Below are 20,996 nucleotides of genomic sequence, written 5' to 3' on the forward strand. Positions count from 1 at the left end.
AGGACAGGTCAGTGGCGCGTTGGGGGCATGGAGCTATCCCAAAGGACAGGAGGGCCATCCCGATGCCAGTCTTATGCCTGCGATGTCCGGTCTTTATGTCATGGCGCATCTGTTAGGAGGCTCCATTATGGCTCAAATCACTTTGAAACCCCGCGCGCTGCGTTCTGGTGCGCTGATTGCGGCCTGCGCTGGTCTCTCCGCCTGTGCATCCATGAAGGTGCCCGACAATATCGAAGCCGTAGACGCGGGCGGCGGGTATCAGGCGCAATACCGCGAACCTGCGCGTGTCAGTTCCAAGTCGCGCTATCTGCAATCGGCGCAGATCAATCAGGACAAATGCCTGCCCTATATTGGCGGCGAGGAAATGGCCTCTGTCGCCAAATGGAGCGGCCCCGATCTGGGGACCTTGCTGGGAGAGAAGCTCTCGCGCGGTGATATCGTGCAGATTGCCATTGATGAGGACGAGATGCTGAGCGGGACTTACGTGGTCTCGCGTGATGGCACGTTGAAGCTGCCCTATCTCGCGCCGGTCGCTGCTCAGGGGCGCTCCACAGATCAGGTCGAACGCGACCTCACTCAGGCGCTCATGATGGCTGATTTTTATGAGCAGCCGCCCCGCCTTACCGTGCGGATCAATGACTTTGCCTCCGTGACGGTTGGTGTCTCGGGCGCGGTGTTTGAGGCCCATGCCGTCCAGATTGGCGGCGTCTCGGGCGATGCCGTGGACCGCGAGCGGCAGACAAACATGGGCTCCTCCACAGAAGGGCGCAACCTTTCCGCGGCGCTGCGCGCGGCCGGTGGTGTGCGGCCGGATGCAGATCTCTCGGCGGTGGAGTTGCACCGCGCGGGGCGTCGCTACCAAATGGATTTGCGGGGCGTCTTTGAGGGCTCGGACCCCACCGACATCATGCTTTTGACGGGCGATGAGATCGTCGTGAAAAGCCGTCAGTGCTTTCAGGATGACCTCATGCGCCCCAGCCCGGTCAGCCCGCCCGGTGTGTCGCTGTTTCTCTCCAATCTGACGCAACCGGCCACGGGCAACGCGCTTTCCGCCATTGGCCGCGACGTGCGCGAAGTGCCTTACGGCACGCGCTATGTGCAGGCGGTGATTGATACCAACTGCGTGGGCGGCGCGAAGGTCAGCAATGCCAATCGCAGCGCCGTGCTTTATTCGCGCAACCCGGTGACGCAGGTGAGCGTGGTCATCGAGCGGAACATCGAAAAGCTGCTGCGGCGCGGGGATCGCGACGATTACGATCCCTATGTCCTGCCCGGCGATGCGATTGCCTGCTATGACAGCAAGGTCACCAATCTCGCCGAAGTTGGGCGTATCGTGGGCGGCGTTGCAGGGGGTGTTGCGGGGGCGGCCCTGATGCTCGGAAACTAGGCCGGGCGTCTACAGTTCAGCCAAAAGCGCAGGCCGCGTCCTGGACCACGCGGCCTCGCTTGCCTGTGCGGCGCTGCGGGCCTCTTCAATGCGCCCCTCCTTGAGATGCGTCTCGCAACTGACAAGCGCCGCGCGCAGCGCCTCCAAACCGAAGAGACCGGCGCTGCCCGCCAGTTTGTGACAGGCCTCCGCAAGGCCCTCTGCGTGCAAATCCTGCGTCTTCAGCCGCGCCATCACGTCATCGGCCTCCGCGATGAATTTACCCAGCAGACCGACGGTCTTATCCGCGCCCAGTTGTGCTTTGAGATCGTCCAGCGTCGATGTCTGTTGCGGGGGTGGGGCCAGGCTCTCGACGCTGCCATGCAGGATGGTTGAGAGCGCGTGCCGCAAGGATTCCACGGTCAGCGGCTTGCCCAGAAAGGCATTCATCCCGGCTTCGCGAAAGGATTCGGTTGCGCCGGGCAGCACGTTGGCGGAGACGGCGATGATCGGGGTCGCCCGGGATTTGCCGTCGCCTGCGCGGATCTGGCGGGTTGCGGTGGGCCCGTCCATCACGGGCATCGAGATGTCCATCAAGATCACGTCGAACCGATGGACCCGCGCGGCATCAACACCAGCCTGTCCGTTCTCGGCCAGGGTCACGGCATGGCCATCGAGCTCCAGCATGCGGCGCACGACTTCGGAGTTGATCTCATTGTCCTCCACGACGAGCACATCGAGGCGGCTGTCTACGGCGCGGGCATCCTGGGTGTCGGTCTTGACGGGTCCGGGCGCCGTTTCTTCCATAGGCAACCTGACCCAGAACACACTGCCTGCACCGGGCTCGCTTTCCACGCCAATCTCACCACCAAGGGCCGCGACAAAGCGCTTGGCGATGCCAAGGCCAAGCCCGGTCCCGCTGACATTGCGGCTGATCGAGGGATCACTTGTCTCAAAATCATCGAAAACGCGGGCCTGATCGGTCTCAGCGATGCCAATGCCGGTATCGATCACGCGAAATTCATACTCTGTTCGCTCGGGATCAGTGGTGGGGCTGCACTCGACTTCGAGCGAGATGCGGCCCTTGTCGGTGAACTTGATGGCGTTGCCCACGAGGTTGAGCAGGATCTGACGCAGGCGCTGTGCATCGCTCAACACCCAAGGCCGGGCCGGGCCGACCCATTGCCATTCAATCGCATTGCCCTTGGAGGCCGCGTTGCCGCTTTGACCATCCACGAGATCCTGCATCAGCGCGCTGAGATCAACCGCCTCCCGCGCGGCGCTCAGCTTGCCCGCCTCAAAGCGCGCAATATCGAGCACGGAATCGACATGGTTCATCAAGACCTGACCCGAGACCTGCATGTTATGGGTAAGCTGCTTTTGATCGCCGGTCAGTTTGGAATTCGTCAGCAGCGAGAGATTGCCCAGAAGCCCGTTCAACGGCGTGCGGATCTCATGGCTCATCACGGTGAGGAAGTTGTCCTTGGCCTTTTCCCCCGCCAGCGCCTCATCGCGCGCCGATATCAATTCCTCCTGGGCGGCCACGCGCTTGGAGATATCGCGGATGTAGCCAATGACGATCTCCTCGCTGCCGTCAAAGGCGGATTCGAGGGCCAACTCCACCGGGAAGACTTCGCCATTGGCGCGCACGGCCTCCAATTGAACCCGGCCTTTGCCCACCACGTGCCGCTCGCCGCCTTCCTTCATGCGCTCCATCCCCGCCGCATGGGCTGCGCGCATGTTCTGCGGGATGACAAGATCACCGACGGATTGGCCAAGCGCTTCGGCGCGGGTGCGGCCGAAAATCTGTTCGGCGGCTGGATTGAACTCAAGCACATGCCCGTCGGAATTCACGATGATGACGGCATCCAGCGAAGTGGCCATGACCGTGCGCACGCGGTTGTTGGCCTGTCGCAATGCGCGCCCGCGCTGCCGCATCTTGCGGTTGATGAAGAGCAGATAGCCTGCCAGCGTGACCAGCATGAACAACAGCGCTCCGGCCATCATCCCGAGCCGCGCGAGGGTCTGGGCGGTTTGCGTGCGGCGCGCGTCTGACAGGTTGGCAAAATAGGACAGGCCGCTGAGCGACAGGGCGCGAATGTCGTCCTGAATGGCTTCCGCGCCTTCGAGGAGCTCTCCGGAAATGACGTCTTGGGTCAGGCTCGCGCTATCGATCACGGGTACAGCAGATGTCAGATAGCCCCGCACGACAGCCAGCGGAATGCTGTAGGCTGGCGTGGCGCGCAGCTCTGCAAAGAGCGGCGAGGCGTGCAGCGTATCTACCCGGCTGTAGAAGACATCAAACCGCTTGCGCAGCTCATTTTGCGCCAGCGGGTTGCCGCCGTCAGCTTCATGGACAAGGTGATCCAGCGCATTGAGATAGGAAAGGTATTCCACCTCAACCTGCGTCAGCGTCCATTGCACATTGTCCGAGCTTGCAGTGCGTTGCCGCTCCAGGTCTTCAAAGACGTCGCGGCCCAGAATGAATGCGGCGACCAGCACGACGACAAAAGGGGCGACGAAAAGGATCGCCGCCCAGGTCTGTCTTTTGATCTTGGGTAATTTTGCCAGCATTTGCGTTGCCCGGTAAAGCTGTGCGCGACGCTACTGTGCGAATTCAAGCCTGTCGAGTTGCCAGATACTGCGCGAATAGATGACTTCCGTGCGAAACTCCGGAGCGCGATCGTAGGGGTATACAATCCAGAGCGGTCCCTTTTGACGGCGCGACATTTCTTCGCCGTTTTGCGCGAAGGCCACGATCGGTACGGTCTCGGTGAGGCTGTCGGCAGGGATCTCGACGGTGTAGTCGTTGATGGCGCTGGCCAGAATGACCGAGCCCGTGGCGCCCAGCATGTCCATGACAGCCTTGAGCGGCACCCCCTCAAACACCTGCTCGCCTTCGGTCCAGATCGTGGTGGTCGTGATCGTTTCAACCGGCATGGCGCGCAGCATGTCCATATCGAAGACGGCAAGCCCTTCGGCGTTGGTCTGGGCAATGTCCCCTGAGACGGACAAGACGATGTCTGCCTCAGGGGTCTTGAGCGCCTCAGCCATTGCTGCAACGCTGCTCCAAGCCATAACGACGAGTATTACCGTGAGTGGTGGGATTATGGCTCGCATGGGATTCTCCATAGACGTTGTCTTGAATATGGCGTGCGGAGGTGTCGTCTCGCAATTGGGCAAGGGGATAGGGATATATCCTTTCGGATAGGTTTGCCTCACGCCGCCTTGTAAACATGGTCTTTGGCGGCCTGCGCGAGCTTAGGGGCAATATCAGCCCTTGCCTGGGCAAAGGCCACAGTGGCATCGACAAAACCCGGAACCGAGCCGCAATCATACCGCGTGCCCTCAAAGGCGAAACCGGCCACGCCTGTTTGTGCCAGATCCGCGGCGATGGCATCCGTGAGCTGGATTTCACCGCCAGAGCCGCGCGTGCCTTTGCGCAGGTGCGCGAAGACCGACGGCTGCAGAATGTAGCGCCCGACAATGCCAAAGGCCGATGGGGCCTCATGGGCAGCGGGCTTTTCCACAAGCCCCCGCACGCGCTGCACGGATCCGTAGGCCTGTTCGATATCAACCACGCCATAGGCGCTGATCCGATCTGCGGGGACATGTTCCGTCGCCACCATATGACAGCCTAGCCTGCGATGCGCTTCAACCATCTGCGCCAGGGCCGGGGTCTCGCTCAGCACCACATCATCGGGCAGGATGACCGCGAAGGCGTCGTCGCCAACCCAGCGCTCCGCCAGGGCAATTGCATGGCCCAGCCCCAGCGGGCTGTCCTGGCGGATGAAACTGGCGCAGCCTTCGGGCAGACGCGCCATGGCCAGCGTTTCCAGCGCCGACGCCTTGCCCGCTTGCGCGAGCTGATGCTCCAACAGAGGCACGGCGCCGAAATAGCTCTCAAGCGCGGCCTTGCCCGGGGAGGTGATGAAGAGAAACTCTTCGATCCCCGCCGCGCGCGCCTCATCCACCGCATATTGGATCAGCGGGCGGTCCACGAGCGGGAGCATTTCCTTGGGAATGGATTTGGTGGCGGGCAGAAAACGGGTGCCGAGACCCGCGACGGGGAAGACGGCTTTGCGAACTTTGGTCATGACAGGTGTCCTTTGGTGATATGGGTTCAATGTGAGGAAGGGAGGGTCAGGCAGCGCCGCGCTCAGTACGCGCCGCGCCCGGAGAGGACGGCGCGGAACGTGAGCGCGATCAGCAGCATGTCGAGCCAGACAGAACGGTTGCGCACATAGGCGAGATCGAGATCGACCATCTTGTCAAAACCGATTGTGGCCCGGCCAGACACTTGCCAGAGCCCTGTGATCCCGGGTTTGACCTTCAGGCGTTGCAGCGCGCGGGCGGGATATTGGGCCACTTCTTCCGGCAAGGCCGGGCGCGGCCCCACGATGGACATGTCGCCCTTCAGGACATTGATCAACTGCGGCAACTCATCAAGCGACAGGCGGCGCAAGACCTTGCCAATGCGAGTCACTCTTGGGTCGGTGCGCGATTTGAAGCAGAGGCCTTCGCGGTCTGACGTGGCAAGCAGAGCCGCGCGGCGGGCTTCCGCATCCGTGACCATGGAGCGGAATTTGAGCACCTTGAACGTCCTGCCGTCCTTGCCGGTCCGTGTCTGGGCAAACAAGGCTGGTCCCTTGCTATCGAGGCGGATTGCCATGGCAATGGCACCCATGGGCAGAGCCAGACCAAGAAGGGCTGCACCGGAGATCGCGATATCGAGGACGCGCTGCGCAGACATCGCCTCGGCCCGGCGCGCGGCCCGCTCCGGAGACTGCCACGCAAAGAGTGCAGCGCGGGCCAGGAAGGTGGCGTTGCCAACAAGATAGCGTTTGGCCATGCGCCGTGGCTCCATCGCCAGACGCCAGGCCCATTCCATGCGAGCCCGACGTACGAGCCCAGGTGCCCGGCGCACGTTTCCGGCAAGAAAGTCAAAGAGCGCCCCGACGCCCAGAACCACGTCTGCGTCAATGGCGTGGCGGTTTGCGTCGATCCAGAGCTCCTGCAGCGGCACGCCCAACGCCACGAGCACGATATCCGCGCCGCTCTCGTTGATCTCATCGATCGTGTCCTGCCGACGTTTGATCCCGCCATAGCCATCACGCATCCCCACCACGCGCAGACCTGGAATGTCCATGCAGAGCCTTTGCGCGGCCGCTTGTGCTGTGCCGGGCCTGCCGCCCAGCAAGAAAACCGACCTGCCCGCTTTGGCCGCGCGGGCCAGAAGCGCGGGCACAAAATCTGTGCCGTTGAGGTTTTCTGCCAATGCCCGGCCGTCCAGTCTGGCGGCGAGCTCGATACCGATCCCATCGGGCAAAACAAACTCCGCGCGCCGCAACGCGCGGGCATAGGCCGGGGTTCTGGCCCGTTCATTGGCGCAATGGGCATTGAAGAAGGCCACTGTTTTGCGCCCAGGCGCCAGGATGGCCTGCGCGACTTCGTGTGTTTTTGCGTTGACCAGCGGCAGGCCCAGCACAGGTGTTACCGGCAGGGCGGGGCTGTCAAAGGCGATGAATTGGGACTGATCGGTATGTTTCATGACAAGGGGCTCCATCGGGACGTTGCGGTCGATGTGCCTGATTTGCCTGACATAAAGCGCGTCGTGGAGACGGGCGAAGGGATGGATTGGCGTGCAAGCGGAGCGCTCTGTGCGCGTTTGGTTAATCAATCCTGAACGGACGCGCGGCCGAGGTATCCAATGGGATAGGCCGCCCCTCCCGATGCGCGTCTTTATTGTGACGCGCTGCTTGCGTTAAAAGACTGTTAATGAAGATACGGGCCGGAGTTTGCCGCATGAAAGTTCTTATTGCCGACGACCATGAGCTGGTGCTCGACACGCTCGTGGCTTTCATCGAGGCGTCGGGCAATATGAGTGTGGTCACCGCTCCCGATTTCCCGAGCGCCAAGGCGCGGATTGCGGCAGACGGCCCCTTTGATCTCGTCCTGCTCGATCTCAACATGCCGGGGATGAACGGCATGACCGGTCTCAAAGAGGCCATCGCGCTGGAGGGCGCGAAGCATGTGGCCCTCATCACGGGCGATGCCTCCAAGGCGCTGGCCGAGCAGGCGATTGAGCTGGGCGCGTCAGGCTTTGTGCCCAAAACCCTGCCCGCCAAATCACTGGTCAACGCGATCCAGTTCATGGCGATGGGGGAGCAATATATGCCCGTAGGACTGATGACGGCAGACGATGACGCGACGGATCACCCTCTGGCCAAGAAACTGACCGGGCGGGAACAGCAGGTGCTCAAAGGGCTCACCGAAGGCAAATCCAACAAGGAGATTGCCCGGGATCTGGACCTATCCGAGCCCACCATCAAGCTGCATGTCAAAACGCTTTACCGCAAGGTGGGCGCCGCAAACCGCACCCAAGCCGCGTTGATCGCCAAGGAAGCAGGGCTGTTCTGAAGGCGGCGTCTGCCATGACCTATCCCACCGGATAGGGTGGCCCTCCAAACGCCCCGCAGCTTACCCGCTCGCGTCCGAGACGGGGCGGGGCCGCATCGCATAGCACTCTCTTAATCGAGAGGATACGCCATGCTCCAGTCCCAGACATCTGCCCACGCCAAAGACCCGTCAAAACCGCTCGACGTTTTGCGCGTCATTCGCCAGCCCCTCCGTGGTATCGGCATCAAGCGGCTCTTGTCGGGCGGGCGCGTCGGCGATCTGGGGCGCTTGCCGCGGTATGTGGCGATGTTTGGCCTGTCGGCCGCTCTGCTCTGGGCGCCGATCAGCGGGTATTTGATGTCAACGCCGCCCAAATACTCCTCGCATGCCTCGCTGATCCTGCCGGGCTCGGGCGCGTCGGCCTCGGTTAACCTCAACAATATCGGTCAGGCCTCGTCCTATGCGAATTCCGCCTTTGCCAATGGGTCCATCAGCCCCACCCAGACCTACAAGCGCCTGATCGGGGCGGATCGCATTCTCGCGGCGGCGGCGGAAACCCTCGGGGCATCAAAGGAGGCGCTTCCAAAACCGCGCATCAAACTGGTGGACCAGACGAGCCTTATTCACATCGAGGTCAAAAGCGGCTCACCAGGGGAGGCGCAAGCCTATGGTGACGCGCTTCTGGCGGCCTTTTTTGCGGAAATCGATGCGCTGCGGGCTGATGAGATTGCCACCCGTGAACGCAGCGGCACTCAGGCCATCGAGGAGTACAACCGTTCTGTCGAAGAGACGCGCGCGCGCATCAACCGCTTGCAAAAAAGCAGCGGGCTGACCTCTGTCGATCAATACACGCAACAAGTCGCGGCCAATGACGCGCTCAAGACCCGGATCACGACGCTGGCCGCGGCGCGGGATCTACAGGCGCAGAAGGTCGCGGCGTTTGAGGCCTCGCTTGGCCTGTCTGCGCATACGGCTGCGGCGACGCTCAAGCTCTATGCCGATGCAACCTACCTGACGCTTCTGAGTGACATTGCCCTGCAATCCGGCGCGTTGGCGCAAGCGCAGAGCAAGTTCGGACCCAGGCACCCCGCGCGTCAAAAGGCCCAAGCCAGGTTCGAGGCGGCGCGTCAGGCGCTCATGGATCGCGCCTGGGAGGTAACGGGCCTGAAAGCCGAGGAGCTTACCGGGCTGGATCGTGCGCCTGATGGTCAGCGGGCCCAGCTTCTGGGCGAGTTGGTGCGGGAAGCCTCGATCCTATCCGGGCTGGAGGAACAGTCCGCGTCCTTGGAGCGGGATCACACAACCGAAGCTCAAAGGCTCATGCGTCTGGCGCCGATCGCAGCGCAGCTCGAGGATATGCAGCGCGATTTCAACGTGGCCGAAGCCGTCTTCGCCTCGGCCATTGCGCGCAGTGAGGCCAAAAAGACCGATGTTTATGCCTCCTATCCGCTCGTGCAGGTGCTGGAAAACCCGTCACTGCCGGAGCGTCCATCTTCGCCAAACCGCAAATTGTCCATCGCTGCGGGGATTGCGGGCACGCTCATGCTGATGATCGGCTTTCTCCTTGCCTGGATCCGCCGTCCGATCATCAACAAGGTGATCTCGCGCAGCTTCGCAGCCCCTGCGCCGAGCAGTGCCGCATGACCATGGGCCCTGAAACTCTGGCCGAGCGCATTGTCTGGCGGGCCCTCATCTGGACCTGGCCCTTCTATGCCTTGGGCGCGCTTTACGTGGTGGGGCCGGTTCTGGCGTGGATCCTGGCAGGCCTTGCGGCCTTTGCGCTCTATTTTGACGACGCGCTCCGGACGGAGTTGCGCCCGACCGGGCCGATCCCCGCGCTTGTCTGGCTGTGGATCCTCGGCATGGCAGTGATGCTCTTCGCGCTTTGGGTGGGACATCTGGATTGGGGGCTGGGCGTCAAGAAGACGATCAAATCCTCCATCGGGTGGGCCAAGGGCTGGGCTCTGCTGGCGCTGTTCATTCTCGCCGGATCTGTGCTCCCCATCCGCCGCGAGGTCTTGATCCGCGCGCAAGGATATGTGGCGCTGTGCACCTTGATCCTCGCGCCGCTGTTGTTGGCTGCGCCCTATATCGGCCTGCCCGAACGGATCTTCACCTCGCCGCTCAAGGCCGTGGGCGGTCCGGGACCGGAATACTTTACGCTCTATCTCTTCACCTTCGATCCTGCGAGCTGGACACCGCGTTGGCAGTTCTATGCGCCATGGTCCCCCTTTGCGGCGCTTCTGGGCGTCCTGACGGTCCTGTTTGCGCTGGAAGAGCGGCACAGGGGGTGGCTGGCTGTTGGTGTGGCGGCGGGGGTGTTGATGATCCTGGCGTCGAAGTCGCGGATGGGGTTGGTGGGACTAGTGGCCTGCACGTTGGGCCCACGCCTGATTGCTTTGATCGTGCATTCCTGGGCCTGGGCTGCGGTGAGCGCGCTGGCGTCTGCTTTTGCGATCTGGGGCAATATGGTGATCCATGCCGCGCAGGCCGGTGTGGAGGGGTTCAAATCGGCGCGCGCCGACAGCACGCGGGTGCGCGAAACCTTGCAGCGAATCGCCTACGAGCGCTGGCAGAACGACGCGTTCTGGTTTGGCCATGGCACGGTGCGGCCGGGCGCACATCTGGTGGAATATATGCCCATTGGCAGCCATCACACCTGGTATGGATTGCTCTTCGTCAAGGGACTGGTGGGGTTTTTCGCGTTCCTTGTGCCCTTCGTGGCGACATTGGTCTTCACGATGTTCGATGCGGCGCGCCATCCGCGTGGGCGTTTGCCGATGGGCATCTGCATGACGCTCCTGCTGCTCAGTTTTGGTGAGAATATCGAGATCGAAGCCTATCTGCTTTGGCCTGCGCTGCTCATTCTTGGAATTCATATCCGGGAGGTGGAACTGGCGAAGACTGGGCCCAGTGTCCGGTGAGACCTACCTGCCTTGCGCAAATGACAGGAGTTGATGGTTACTCACGAAGCCCGCTTTCTCAAGCGTGGCTTTTGAGGCGGTATTGCGGGCGCCACATCCGCAGATCGGGCGGAGCCCCTCAGCCTCAACGCGATCGGCCATCGCGCAGACGATAAATGTCCCCAAACCTTTCCGCCGGACGTTTGGCGCGACCATCATCCCGATATCCACGGCGTCGCGATCTGCGATGACCCGCTGGAACACACCGCAGCCTGCAATTTCCCTGTCCATCGTCACAGTCAAAAGACGGCCTCTATCCGCCAGCGCGCGGACCTCGTCCTCGGTTTCAAAGAAATCATCGTTGATGTGCCAATGGGACTGCACGTCATCCTGCGTTGCAGGGCGGATTTGTGCGGCGGCGATGTCCGTGCGGTCGTATGCGCTTCTTTTCCTGAAGAGATGCCCTCCGACAGACGCGGCCCAGCCAAGCTGTTTCAGCGATTGCACAAAGGGCCGATCAAAGGACTTGGCGAGCGCCATTGAGAAGCTGGTCTGATCGTGAAGCGCGCTGAGCAGTTCTCCGGCATGCGCCGCATCAGCGCTGAAATACTCGACAAGTGTTTGCCCATGCAGAACGCCATAGGACCCGTCTTCATGCGTCCAGAACTGCCCCGCCTCTACAAGCTCTTCAAGAAACCATTCCTGAGGTTCCGGGAGCGATGACAGGTAGGCCTGTCGCAGGTCGTGCGTTGGCTGGGAGGACTGGGCGAATGCAGACATGGACGCGTTATACCCGACAAGCGCGGCTATCGCTCCAAAAAGATCACGGCTGCGCGCGTTGCCCAAGACGATGAAGGCAACAGGCGCGCGGGTCCGTGGCGTCACGATGTTTTGGAGCGCTTCAGTCCAGCTCGTATTTGTTCTTGTAGTCTTCTTTCAGGCTTGGATCCTGATTGTCTTTCCGCAGCACCGCGCGGCCGACGACCAGCATATCCATATCGGTCCCCATGAAACAGCGGAAGGCATCCTCCGGCGTGCAGACGATGGGCTCGCCGCGCACGTTGAACGAAGTGTTTACGACGACGGGGCAGCCCGTCTTGGCCTTAAACGCTGAAATCACCTTGTGATACAGGGGGTTGGTATCCTCATGTACCGTCTGGATCCGTGCTGAATAATCAACATGGGTGATCGCGGGGATCTCCGAGCGCGCCACATTGAGTTTCTCGATCCCGAAGAGGTTTTCTTCCTCGGCCGTCATCTTCCGTTGCTTGGCGTCCTGCACACGGTCCACGAGCAGCATGTAGGGGCTGTCGTAATCCAGATCGAACCATTCGGCCATATCCTCGCGCAGGACAGATGGGGCGAAGGGGCGGAAACTCTCGCGAAACTTGACCTTGAGATTGAGCGTCTTCTGCATGCTCTCGGAGCGTGGATCACCGAGGATCGAGCGCCCGCCGAGCGCGCGCGGCCCAAACTCCATGCGACCATTAAACCAGCCGACGGCTTGTTCATCGGCCAGCGCCGTGGCCGTGGCCTCGATCATGTCTTCCTCGGACAGGGATTCAAAAACCGCGCCCGCCGCGCTGAGACGGTGCTCGATGTCGGATTGCTTATAAACCGGACCCAGATAGGCGCCCTTCATCCCGTCCCGTTTGCCTGCAGGCAAATGGCGCGGATGGCCCAGTTCTTGATGCCAGGCGGCCTGCGCTGCGCCCAAAGCGCCACCGGCATCGCCCGCGGCGGGTTGCACCCAGATGTCCTTGAAGGCCCCGTCCTTGAGAAGCTTGCCATTGGCCACGCAATTCAGCGCCACGCCGCCCGCCATGCACAGGTTGGGGATTTTGAATTCCTGGGCCAGCGCACGCACCATGGTCAGGATAATTTCTTCCGTCACAGCTTGCACGGAGGCGGCCATATCCATGTGGAATTGATCCAGCTGCTCGCTCTCTGGCGCGCGCACGGGGCGGCCAAAGAGATCGGCGAACTTCTGGTTCGTCATGGTCAAACCCGTGGCGTAGTTGAAATACTCCTGATTGAGCCGGAAGGAGCCGTCTGGCTTCAGATCGACCAGCTTGTCGAGCATGAGATCCTTGAAGCGCGGCTCGCCGTATGGAGCGAGGCCCATGACCTTGTACTCGCCGCTGTTGACCTTGAAACCCGTGTAATAGGTGACAGCCGAGTAGAGCAGGCCCAGCGAATGGGGGAAGTGTATTTCCTTGACCATCTCGAGCTTTTTGCCCCGTCCGATGGCGACCGTGGTCGTGGCCCATTCGCCCACACCGTCCAGCGTCAGCACGACGGCTTCCTCGAAAGGCGAGGGATAGTAGGCGCTGGCCGCATGGCTCATATGGTGCTCGGCAAACATCAGCTTGTCGCGCAGATCAGCTGTTTCGCTTATCTGTTTGAGCTCTTTGAGGAGCATGGATTTCTGGAAAAGCTTTTCCTTGATCCAGACCGGGATCGCGATCTTGAAGGAGCGAAAGCCGCGCGGCGCATTGGCGACATAGGTCTCGAGCAAGCGCTCGAACTTCAAAAAGGGCTTGTCGTAGAAGGCGACGGCCTCGACATCGTCGAGTTTGAGCCCGGCTTCGGAGAGCACATATTCGATGGCATGGCGCGGAAAGCTCGCATCGTGCTTTTTGCGCGTGAACCGTTCTTCCTGTGCGGCGGCGATCACCTGTCCGTCGACAATAAGCGCTGCTGCGCTGTCATGGTAGAACGCCGAAATTCCCAAGATGGCTGACACAGGACAATCCTTCAAATCGTTACGCACAGGCCCGCCGCGCTTGTGCAAGGCGCGGCAGGTCGCTGGAGTGGGGGTACTAGAAGAGGGTGTAGATGAACGGCGCGATCGCGGAGCCCTGCGTCAGAACAATAAGGCCCCCCAGAACCACCATTAAAAACAGGATCGGGAGCATCCAGAACTTTTTCCGGACCTTCACGAATTCCCACAATTCACTGACAAATGTCATGCCGTCTCACTCCTGGTGTATCGATTGACTTTAAAACTGTTTGGTCATGGAACTGGGCGGATCGTCTTTTGATCGTGTCACCCAATATGTCTCGGCGTCCGGGTCAAAGCGTTGCTTCAAAGGGTCGGGGTTTTTCATCCGCCGGACGTACCCGATAGGGATGACGGTCAGGACGAAAATCAAGCCCATGACGAGGGGCGCCATGATCGCGCCGAGCAGCAGGCCAAATTTGAACCAGACTTTGTTGAGCGGTGCCAAGAGGCGCGGCGCAATGAAGGCAATGGCCGCAAAACCCAGCGCAATAATCAGCGCCCAGAGCCGCACGGACCCGCCCGACATGACCACAGGCCAAAACGCAATGATTGCGAACACGGCTGCGAATACGAGGCCGAACGAGCGCTCCGAGCCGATTTTGACTTCACTATGCGATGCAACGTCTGACATCTGTACCCCTTCACTCCCGGTTGTAACAAAACCGGCCACCAATTACTCGCGAAAACAAGTGCCCAATTTCGGAATGGCTTGTCAATAATTCTTCAGGTGATGCGCTGGCGATCCGCCTTGGAAAAAGGAGCCCTGCCTACCAGACAGGCGCATGCAGGGCCGTTTGCTTGATCGTCTGCGAAATGGACAGGGGCGGGCGCATGACACTTGGCACCGCGCGCTGCGGTCGACTTGCGCGTCACTCCGTTGAGATCGCTTTCACGGCTCAGGCGGGCGCGAGGCACGGGCATAGGCTGTCCGCTCTGTTGTCTGCGGAGCGTTGCAAAGGGATATTGCAGCATGATGGTTGGAGGATGTCTAAGATTTTGCGAATATTTGATAAATCAGTGCAAACGTTGTCCTGACGCCATGCGTCCCACGTCCGAATGTGCGGGACTTGTCGCAAGGGCGGCGCGTCGCACGCGGCGGGGGTTGCGCCCGGCGGACGGCCTGTCATGTCACGCTGGCGCGCATCGCCATGCTGGGGGTCACGCGGTTTCTTGCCTGCACGCGCGTTCGGTTGTAATCAAGATGCCGTATTACGAGTGCAGGGACGTTTAACTATGTCACCAGATTTTTGTGAACGCTTTTCGCGACATTCGGGCCATTCGTTGGCTGGAGCGCGACAATCAGAACCGATGATGGCATTTGTTTCTTTGGCCCTCGATGGGGCGATATCGGGCCAATTCGGGCCAACGCCTCCTGCCTTCTTGCAAGACACTCACCCCACGACCCGTGACGGGACCTTTCGGAGCGGTTCCGCGAAGGAGGCCACATGACAGATGCCCGGACCAACCGCTGGATCCTGATCCTCGCCGCGCTGGGGTTCTTCGCCGCAGGCGCCGCTTCGCTTTATGTCAGCGCGGCAGATCCGCAAAGCCCGGACTTCCTGTTTGGCGCCTGGCGGCTGCGAAACGTGGCCCTGGCGAGTGTGCTCTTTGTCCTTGCGGCGGCTTTCTTCGCGGCGTGGATCAGCCGTTCGGCGGCGATTGCGTTCTGGGCCAGCCTTTTGCCTGTGCTTTTGGTGCTTGTTCTGCTGGAAGGGGTTGGCCGGATGGGGCTGGTTGACTGGTCCGGGCTCTTGTCGCCAGAACGCGCGACCGCCGAGGGGCCGGGCTGGAGTTTGCAGCCCAACGCATCCGTTGCGGGCGAGACCTATCAGGATGCCGCGACGCGCTACGGCGTGCCGCATGATCCGATCCCCTTTGCGTTCGAGACCGATTCCTACGGTTTCCGCAACGACGGCACGGATGTGGCCGATATCATCATTCTGGGCGATTCCATTGTTCTGGGCGCGCTGGTGCCCAAGAGCCAGACTGTGGACAGCGTCGTGTCGGAGGCACTGGCCAGACCAGTTTCGCAAGCTGCACTGCTGGGCATTTCCATCCAGCGCCAGCATGACATGCTGCGGGATGCCGGGATTTCGCTGGAGGGGCGGCGCGTCGTGCAGTTCTTCTTTGAAGGCAACGATCTGTTGGATTCCCATAGCTATCGCAACCCCGCCCCTGCGGATGCGTTTGTCTACAAGGAACGCTCACTTCTCAAGCTGCTCTGGGCGCCGCTCGTGCGGCTGACCAGCAATCCGGGGGACTTTGCGTCCTGCCGGATCGGCGAGCAGGCGCATTACTTCATCTGGACCAGAAACAGCTTTGAGGGCCGTATGGAGGAGTTCGGTCCGATCTCGGAGGCGATTTTGGCGTTCAAGCAAATGGTGGAAGACGCGGGCGGAACCTATGCTCTGGTTTTCGTGCCGACCAAGTATCGGGTTCTGCATGATCTGTGCGCCTTTCCGGAGCGCAGCCTGATCAGTGATCCCGCTGAACAGCTCTCGGATATCCCCCAGATCGTCGCTGGTTGGGCCGACGGCGCGGGCATTGCGTTTCTGGACCTGACAGAGCCTTTGCAGAGCCGCGCTGCGGAAGGTGTGTCGCCTTGGTTCTGGGGAGATACCCATTGGAACACCGAGGGGCATAAGGTTGCGGGCGAGACTATTGCGCGTTGGCTTGAGGCCGATCTCGCGCAGTGAGGTAAGGGGCGTAAAGCGCCCGAGAGGTTACCTCGCCGAGGTCTGACTTTACGCCCGGGACGCCTACGCGTCTTGGCCAAGCACTTGGGCAACCAAATGATGCATAGCGCCTTTGTAGGTCTCAGCGTCGCCGCCATATGCGATTTCGAGCGCCGCGCGATCAAATGCGGCGGACAGCAGGTTGGTCAGAGCAGTGATCTGCGCCTCCGTATGCGCAGGCAGTGCTTTTGAGAGCCCATCATGCAATTCTTCCGTGCCGTTGGCCCGCGTGAGAGCGACAGCTGCATTATGTCCCAAAACCGCTGGGGCTTCTTCCATCAGCAGCTTGACCCGTCCGGGAACCAGCATTGCCTCAAAGAAGGCATTGGACCCGGCGATCATGGCCTGTTCGGGATCGCTCACCTGCCGTGTTTCGGCGTCAATGTGATCTGAGATCGCCTTGGCCTCGTCTTCGGCAAGGGCGCGAAAGAGCTCCGACTTGTCGTTGAAGTGATGGTAGAGCGCGCCGCGCGTCACGCCTGCCTTGCGCACGATTTCCGGCGTCGCGGTTTCCGCGAATCCCAGTTCGACAAATAACGCACGCGCCGCGACCAAAAGCTTGGCCCGGGTTTCCGCGCGCCGGTCGGCCTGGCTGCGTCGGGCTGGTTTTTCCTGGGTCATGCCTGCGGCTCCGATCGATAACAGATTTTATTTTACATACATCTTGCATGTATCTGCAATTTGATGTTACATACACAATGCATGTAAATGAAGGAGATCAAAATGCGTGTGACCCAATACTACCCCGTGATCCAGTCCGATGCCGTTGCGGAGACGGCGGAATTCTACAAAAGGCACTTTGGCTTTCGTGCCGCTTTCGAGGCGGATTGGTATGTGCATCTGCAAAGCGAAGCTGATCCATCGGTCAATCTTGCGGTTTTGAAATCAGATCACGAGACCATCCCTGAAGAGGCGCGCGGCGCGTCTCGCGGCATGATCCTCAATTTTGAGGTTGAGGATATTGATGCGGTGGATCAGCGGCTCCGGTCTGAGGGTGTGCCCCTCGCGAAGCCATTGGTCAGTGAACCTTTTGGCCAGCGTCATGCCATCTACAGGGATCCGAACGGGGTCCTGATCGATGTCATTACACCGATCCCGCCCTCGGCGGAGTTCCTCGCACAATATGCCGCTGATGCGGTGCCGGCCTGATGGCAGGCCGCTGGATTGATCTAGCCGGTGGCAGGGGTGTCCTGACTGACGAGGTTGATCCAGCCGCTCCCGTCTCGTTCCCAGATGGAGCTCACATACATCGTCTCAGATGTGTCCCGACCGATCCGCTGGAATGTCGCGCGGTACATAAACACTACGTGTTGGGGCCCCAAACGGCGGATTTGGCAGGCGTCCAATGAAAACCGCGCCAATGTGGGGCCATGGGAGAGCTGTCCCACGTGATCGGCTTTTCCGGCGAAACCTGTCTCATAGATGCCAATGAAATCGGGGTGCAGCGCAGCAGCGTCTGCTTGTGCGTCACCCCGTACAAGCGCGTCCCAGACGCGGGTTTCGCAGGCCTTTATCTCAGCCAGCAGTGAAGCGTCTTCCTGGGCCATGGGCATCGCTAGCAGCGCAACCCCGTCTGAGCGTCAAACACATGGGCTGCGTCCGGTGCGAAGGAGAACCGCATCGTGCGTTCATCGCCAAGGACATGCACGCCGGGGAGGCTGACCGTAAAGGTCTCTTGCGTGTCGGGTTGCGTACCATGCAGCAGCGTATTGGCCCCAAGGGGTTCCGCCATTTTCACTTCAAGCGCCAGCGGGCCTGCCGCATCAAGCGCCATGTGTTCCGGGCGAATGCCCAGTTTGACGGGGCCGTCGGGCGCATCTGTCGGAGCGACAGCAGTCTCACCCAAGAGCACCTGACCGGCGCGCGCCTGTGCGTCCATGATATTCATGGCGGGGCTGCCGATGAATTGCGCGGCAAAGAGGGTGCGCGGCGTCTCGTAGACTTCCAGAGGTGTGCCAATCTGCTCGGCCACGCCGCCATTCATGACGATCATGCGGTCGGCCATGGTCATGGCTTCAACCTGATCATGGGTCACGTAGAGCGATGTGATGCCCAGTTTGGATTGCAGCTCCTTGATCTCCAGCCGCATCTGCACGCGCAGCTTCGCGTCGAGATTGGAGAGCGGCTCATCAAAGAGGAACACGGCTGGTTCGCGCACGATGGCGCGCCCCATGGCCACACGCTGGCGTTGGCCGCCGGAGAGCTGTTTGGGCTTGCGATCAAGGAGCGGCTCCAGCTGCAAGAGCTTTGCCGCGGCAACAACCTTCGCCTCAATTTGATCTTTGGGCAGGCCCGCGATCTTGAGCCCGTAGCCCATATTCTGGCGCACCGACATATGCGGATAGAGCGCATAGTTCTGAAAGACCATGGCGATATCGCGATCCATCGGCTCCTTGTCATTGGCGCGGCTCTCGCCAATCAGAATGTCACCGGATGTCACGGTCTCGAGCCCGGCCACCATGCGCAGCAGCGTGGACTTGCCGCAGCCGGACGGGCCCACGATGACGATGAACTCGCCATCCGCGATGTCCGTTGAGATGCCGTGGATGACATCTGTCTGCCCGAAGCTCTTTGTGATGTTTTTGAGGGAGACTGTCGCCATGGGATTATTTCTCGCTATCGACAAGGCCGCGGACAAAGAGCTTTTGCATCGACACCACGACGATCACCGGCGGGATCATCGCAAGGATCGACGTGGCCATGATCACCGGCCAATCCGCCACATCATCGCCAGAGGGGAACATCTGTTTGATGCCCATGACGATGGTGTTCATCTCGGGATCGGTGGTGATGAGGAGCGGCCAGAGATATTGGTTCCAGCCATAGATAAAGAGGATCACGAAGAGCGCAGCAATATTGGTGCGGCTCATGGGAACCACGATATCAATGAAAAAGCGCATCGGGCGCGCTCCATCGACACGCGCGGCCTCGGCCAGCTCATCGGGGATGGTCAGGAAGAATTGCCGGAAGAGGAACGTCGCTGTGGCGGATGCGATCAGTGGAAAGATCAGGCCGGAATAGCTGTTGAGCATGCCAAAACCCGCCACGACCTCGAAGGTCGGCACAATGCGCACTTCCACGGGCAACATCAGCGTGATGAAGATCATCCAGAAGAAGGTCTGACGGCCCGGAAAGCGAAAGTAGACAATGGCAAAGGCCGACAGGAGCGAGATCACGATCTTGCCCACTGCAATGCCAATCGCCATGATCAGCGAGTTGAACAGCATCGTGGCTACGGGCACGTTCACTCCCGAAAAGAGTGCGGCCGAGTAGTTTTCCCAAAACTGATCTCCGGGCAGGAGCGGCATGGGCGGCGAGACGATCTCGGGCTGCGTGACGGTCGAGGCCACAAAAGCCAGCCAGATCGGAAAGAAGATCACCAAAACGCCCAGGATCATCATCACATGGGTGAGCCAGATCCCAAGTCCGCGTTTTTCGACCATGCCGTTTTGCTGGGCCATCAGTAATGCACCCGCTTTTCGACGTATTTGAACTGGATCACCGTCAAAAGCCCCACGACGAAGAGCAGGATGACCGACTGTGCCGAGGATGATCCGAGGTCCTGACCCACGAAGCCATCGGAGAAGACCTTGTAGACCAGAATGGTTGTGGATTGCTGCGGCCCGCCCGCGGTGATCGTGTGGATGACCCCGAAGGTTTCAAAGAAGGCGTAAACGACGTTCACAACCAGCAGGAAGAAGGCAGTGGGCGTGATCAAGGGCAGGACGATTGTAAAGAAACGCCGCCAGAAATGCGCCCCGTCAATCGCCGCCGCCTCAATGACAGAGCGGGGCACGGATTGCAGAGCGGCAAAGAAGAAGAGGAAGTTGTAGCTGATGCGGCCCCAGGCAGAGGCCACGACGACGAGGCCCATGGCCTCCCCCCCGTTCAATACATGGTTCCAATCATAGCCCAGCTGGCCCAGATACCATGAGATCACTCCCACACGGGTGTTGAACATGAAGAGCCACAAGACACCGGCCACCGCTGGTGCGACGGCATAGGGCCAGATCAGCATGGTCCGATAGACGCCCGAACCTTTGATGAGCCGGTCCGCGATGACCGCGAGAAAGAGCGCGGGGATCATGGAGCACAGGGTGACGAGAATCGAGAAGACAGCCGTGGTCAGAAAGGACGCGCGGTAGAAGGGATCGGAGAGCAAGAACTCGAAATTACCCAAGCCCACAAATTTGGACGACAGGCCAAACGGGTCCGGGATGAAGAGCGATTGCCAAACGGCTTGAGCGGCGGGGTAGAAGAAAAACACCGCCGAGATCAGCACTTGTGGTGCGATCAATGCGAGGGGCAACATCCAGCCGCGAAAGGTGACACGTTTTTCCATCTCATCGCCCTCAGATCATGGCGAGCACAAAGGCGAGAAGGGCAAGGCCCGCGAGACCTGCGGCGATGCGCCAGGGCGTCTTTACCCCGGTGACGTTTTCCGTCTCGCGCCCGGCCAGTGCGATACCGCCACCTGCGATACTCGTGGCCAGAACGATGGCGATTTTGCCCCAGGTTACATCGAGGCGCACAACAAAGATGGCCAAGGCGGCAATCAACAGGCTCAGCGCCACCAGTGCCACGCCGAGACAACGGTAATGTGCTTTCATGATTTGCAGAGCGGTCGGGCTCAGGGTCTCCGCTTTGAGCATCTCCGCATGATACTCCATCAAAGGGGACGCTGTGAGGTATTTCGCCGCCATGGCCAGAACCCCCAGAGCGGTCAGCAGGTTGAGAATAACTGCGAACATCAGCATGGATTGTCCCCCAAAATGCAGCGCTGAAAACACCCCTCTTGAGGGGACCCA

20 protein-coding genes are annotated in these 20,996 nt (G+C 60.6%); 6 read left to right on the top strand and 14 right to left on the bottom strand.

From position 1 onward, the window contains the following. Window positions 1-127: 127 nt before the first annotated feature. The gene (locus ACP15S_RS14300; RefSeq protein ID WP_425040314.1) at window positions 128-1,387 is read left to right on the top strand and encodes a polysaccharide biosynthesis/export family protein; all 1,260 of its coding nucleotides are present in this window, start codon (window positions 128-130) and stop codon (window positions 1,385-1,387) included. A 9-nt stretch (window positions 1,388-1,396) separates the two neighbouring features. Here ACP15S_RS14300 and ACP15S_RS14305 read toward each other — a convergent pair whose 3' ends face one another. From ACP15S_RS14305 to ACP15S_RS14320, 4 genes are all read right to left on the bottom strand, one after another. After that, window positions 1,397-3,940 (bottom strand): ATP-binding protein, encoded by a 2,544-nt coding sequence (locus tag ACP15S_RS14305; protein ID WP_425040315.1) that lies wholly within the window; start codon window positions 3,938-3,940, stop codon window positions 1,397-1,399. Window positions 3,941-3,970: 30 nt separating this feature from the next. Then, a complete protein-coding gene (locus tag ACP15S_RS14310; protein ID WP_425040316.1) occupies window positions 3,971-4,486 on the bottom strand; it encodes a molybdopterin-dependent oxidoreductase in 516 nt (171 codons plus the stop codon). A 98-nt stretch (window positions 4,487-4,584) separates the two neighbouring features. Continuing rightward, on the bottom strand, window positions 4,585-5,463 hold the full coding sequence (locus ACP15S_RS14315; RefSeq protein WP_425040317.1) for a UTP--glucose-1-phosphate uridylyltransferase: 879 nt from the start codon (window positions 5,461-5,463) through the stop codon (window positions 4,585-4,587). 62 nt (window positions 5,464-5,525) lie between these two features. Further along, on the bottom strand, window positions 5,526-6,917 hold the full coding sequence (locus tag ACP15S_RS14320) for a WecB/TagA/CpsF family glycosyltransferase (protein ID WP_425040318.1): 1,392 nt from the start codon (window positions 6,915-6,917) through the stop codon (window positions 5,526-5,528). 254 nt (window positions 6,918-7,171) lie between these two features. Between ACP15S_RS14320 and ACP15S_RS14325 the strand changes: the two genes are divergently transcribed. The 3 genes from ACP15S_RS14325 (at window position 7,172) to ACP15S_RS14335 (ending at window position 10,689) form a co-directional block, all read left to right on the top strand. Beyond that, window positions 7,172-7,786, top strand: a complete 615-nt coding sequence (locus ACP15S_RS14325; protein WP_425040319.1) for a response regulator — start codon at window positions 7,172-7,174, stop codon at window positions 7,784-7,786. 129 nt (window positions 7,787-7,915) lie between these two features. Further along, window positions 7,916-9,409, top strand: coding sequence for a GumC family protein (locus ACP15S_RS14330; RefSeq protein ID WP_425040320.1), 1,494 nt, complete (start codon window positions 7,916-7,918; stop codon window positions 9,407-9,409). A gap of 2 nt (window positions 9,410-9,411) precedes the next feature. Then, window positions 9,412-10,689: an O-antigen ligase domain-containing protein gene (locus ACP15S_RS14335; RefSeq protein WP_425040911.1), complete on the top strand. Its 1,278-nt coding sequence runs from the start codon at window positions 9,412-9,414 to the stop codon at window positions 10,687-10,689. 3 nt (window positions 10,690-10,692) lie between these two features. Here ACP15S_RS14335 and ACP15S_RS14340 read toward each other — a convergent pair whose 3' ends face one another. From ACP15S_RS14340 to ACP15S_RS14355, 4 genes are all read right to left on the bottom strand, one after another. Then, window positions 10,693-11,553, bottom strand: coding sequence for a GNAT family N-acetyltransferase (locus ACP15S_RS14340; RefSeq protein WP_425040321.1), 861 nt, complete (start codon window positions 11,551-11,553; stop codon window positions 10,693-10,695). Between the two features lie 16 nt (window positions 11,554-11,569). Further along, window positions 11,570-13,414, bottom strand: coding sequence for a carbamoyltransferase family protein (locus ACP15S_RS14345; protein WP_425040322.1), 1,845 nt, complete (start codon window positions 13,412-13,414; stop codon window positions 11,570-11,572). Window positions 13,415-13,490: 76 nt separating this feature from the next. Continuing rightward, the gene (locus ACP15S_RS14350) at window positions 13,491-13,640 is read right to left on the bottom strand and encodes a DUF5989 family protein (protein ID WP_425040323.1); all 150 of its coding nucleotides are present in this window, start codon (window positions 13,638-13,640) and stop codon (window positions 13,491-13,493) included. Window positions 13,641-13,670: 30 nt separating this feature from the next. Beyond that, entirely contained in the window at window positions 13,671-14,084 is a 414-nt protein-coding gene (locus ACP15S_RS14355) for an SxtJ family membrane protein (protein ID WP_425040324.1), read from the bottom strand. An 814-nt stretch (window positions 14,085-14,898) separates the two neighbouring features. Here ACP15S_RS14355 and ACP15S_RS14360 point away from each other — a divergent pair. Further along, window positions 14,899-16,149, top strand: coding sequence for an alginate O-acetyltransferase AlgX-related protein (locus tag ACP15S_RS14360; protein WP_425040325.1), 1,251 nt, complete (start codon window positions 14,899-14,901; stop codon window positions 16,147-16,149). Window positions 16,150-16,212: 63 nt separating this feature from the next. On the opposite strand, the gene ACP15S_RS14365 is transcribed toward ACP15S_RS14360, so the two are convergent. After that, entirely contained in the window at window positions 16,213-16,809 is a 597-nt protein-coding gene (locus ACP15S_RS14365; RefSeq protein ID WP_425040326.1) for a TetR/AcrR family transcriptional regulator, read from the bottom strand. Window positions 16,810-16,911: 102 nt separating this feature from the next. Here ACP15S_RS14365 and ACP15S_RS14370 point away from each other — a divergent pair, with 102 nt between their 5' ends. Beyond that, window positions 16,912-17,337, top strand: coding sequence for a VOC family protein (locus tag ACP15S_RS14370; RefSeq protein ID WP_425040327.1), 426 nt, complete (start codon window positions 16,912-16,914; stop codon window positions 17,335-17,337). A 20-nt stretch (window positions 17,338-17,357) separates the two neighbouring features. Here the strand turns inward: ACP15S_RS14370 and ACP15S_RS14375 are convergent, their stop codons facing one another. From ACP15S_RS14375 to ACP15S_RS14395, 5 genes are read right to left on the bottom strand one after another with little or no spacing between them, the layout of a single operon-like run. Then, complete coding sequence (locus tag ACP15S_RS14375) at window positions 17,358-17,735, bottom strand: DUF4440 domain-containing protein (RefSeq protein WP_425040328.1); 378 nt, start codon at window positions 17,733-17,735, stop codon at window positions 17,358-17,360. An 8-nt stretch (window positions 17,736-17,743) separates the two neighbouring features. Next, entirely contained in the window at window positions 17,744-18,790 is a 1,047-nt protein-coding gene (gene ugpC / locus ACP15S_RS14380) for a sn-glycerol-3-phosphate ABC transporter ATP-binding protein UgpC (protein WP_425040329.1), read from the bottom strand. 4 nt (window positions 18,791-18,794) lie between these two features. Then, window positions 18,795-19,631: a sn-glycerol-3-phosphate ABC transporter permease UgpE gene (ugpE, locus tag ACP15S_RS14385; RefSeq protein WP_425040912.1), complete on the bottom strand. Its 837-nt coding sequence runs from the start codon at window positions 19,629-19,631 to the stop codon at window positions 18,795-18,797. Window positions 19,632-19,648: 17 nt separating this feature from the next. After that, the gene (ugpA, locus tag ACP15S_RS14390; protein WP_425040330.1) at window positions 19,649-20,530 is read right to left on the bottom strand and encodes a sn-glycerol-3-phosphate ABC transporter permease UgpA; all 882 of its coding nucleotides are present in this window, start codon (window positions 20,528-20,530) and stop codon (window positions 19,649-19,651) included. Between the two features lie 10 nt (window positions 20,531-20,540). Further along, window positions 20,541-20,945, bottom strand: a complete 405-nt coding sequence (locus ACP15S_RS14395) for a hypothetical protein (protein WP_425040331.1) — start codon at window positions 20,943-20,945, stop codon at window positions 20,541-20,543. Between the last annotated feature and the right edge of the window lie 51 nt (window positions 20,946-20,996).

This window comes from Primorskyibacter sp. S187A (genome assembly GCF_049800955.1).
Lineage (GTDB): Bacteria > Pseudomonadota > Alphaproteobacteria > Rhodobacterales > Rhodobacteraceae > JAKVBH01.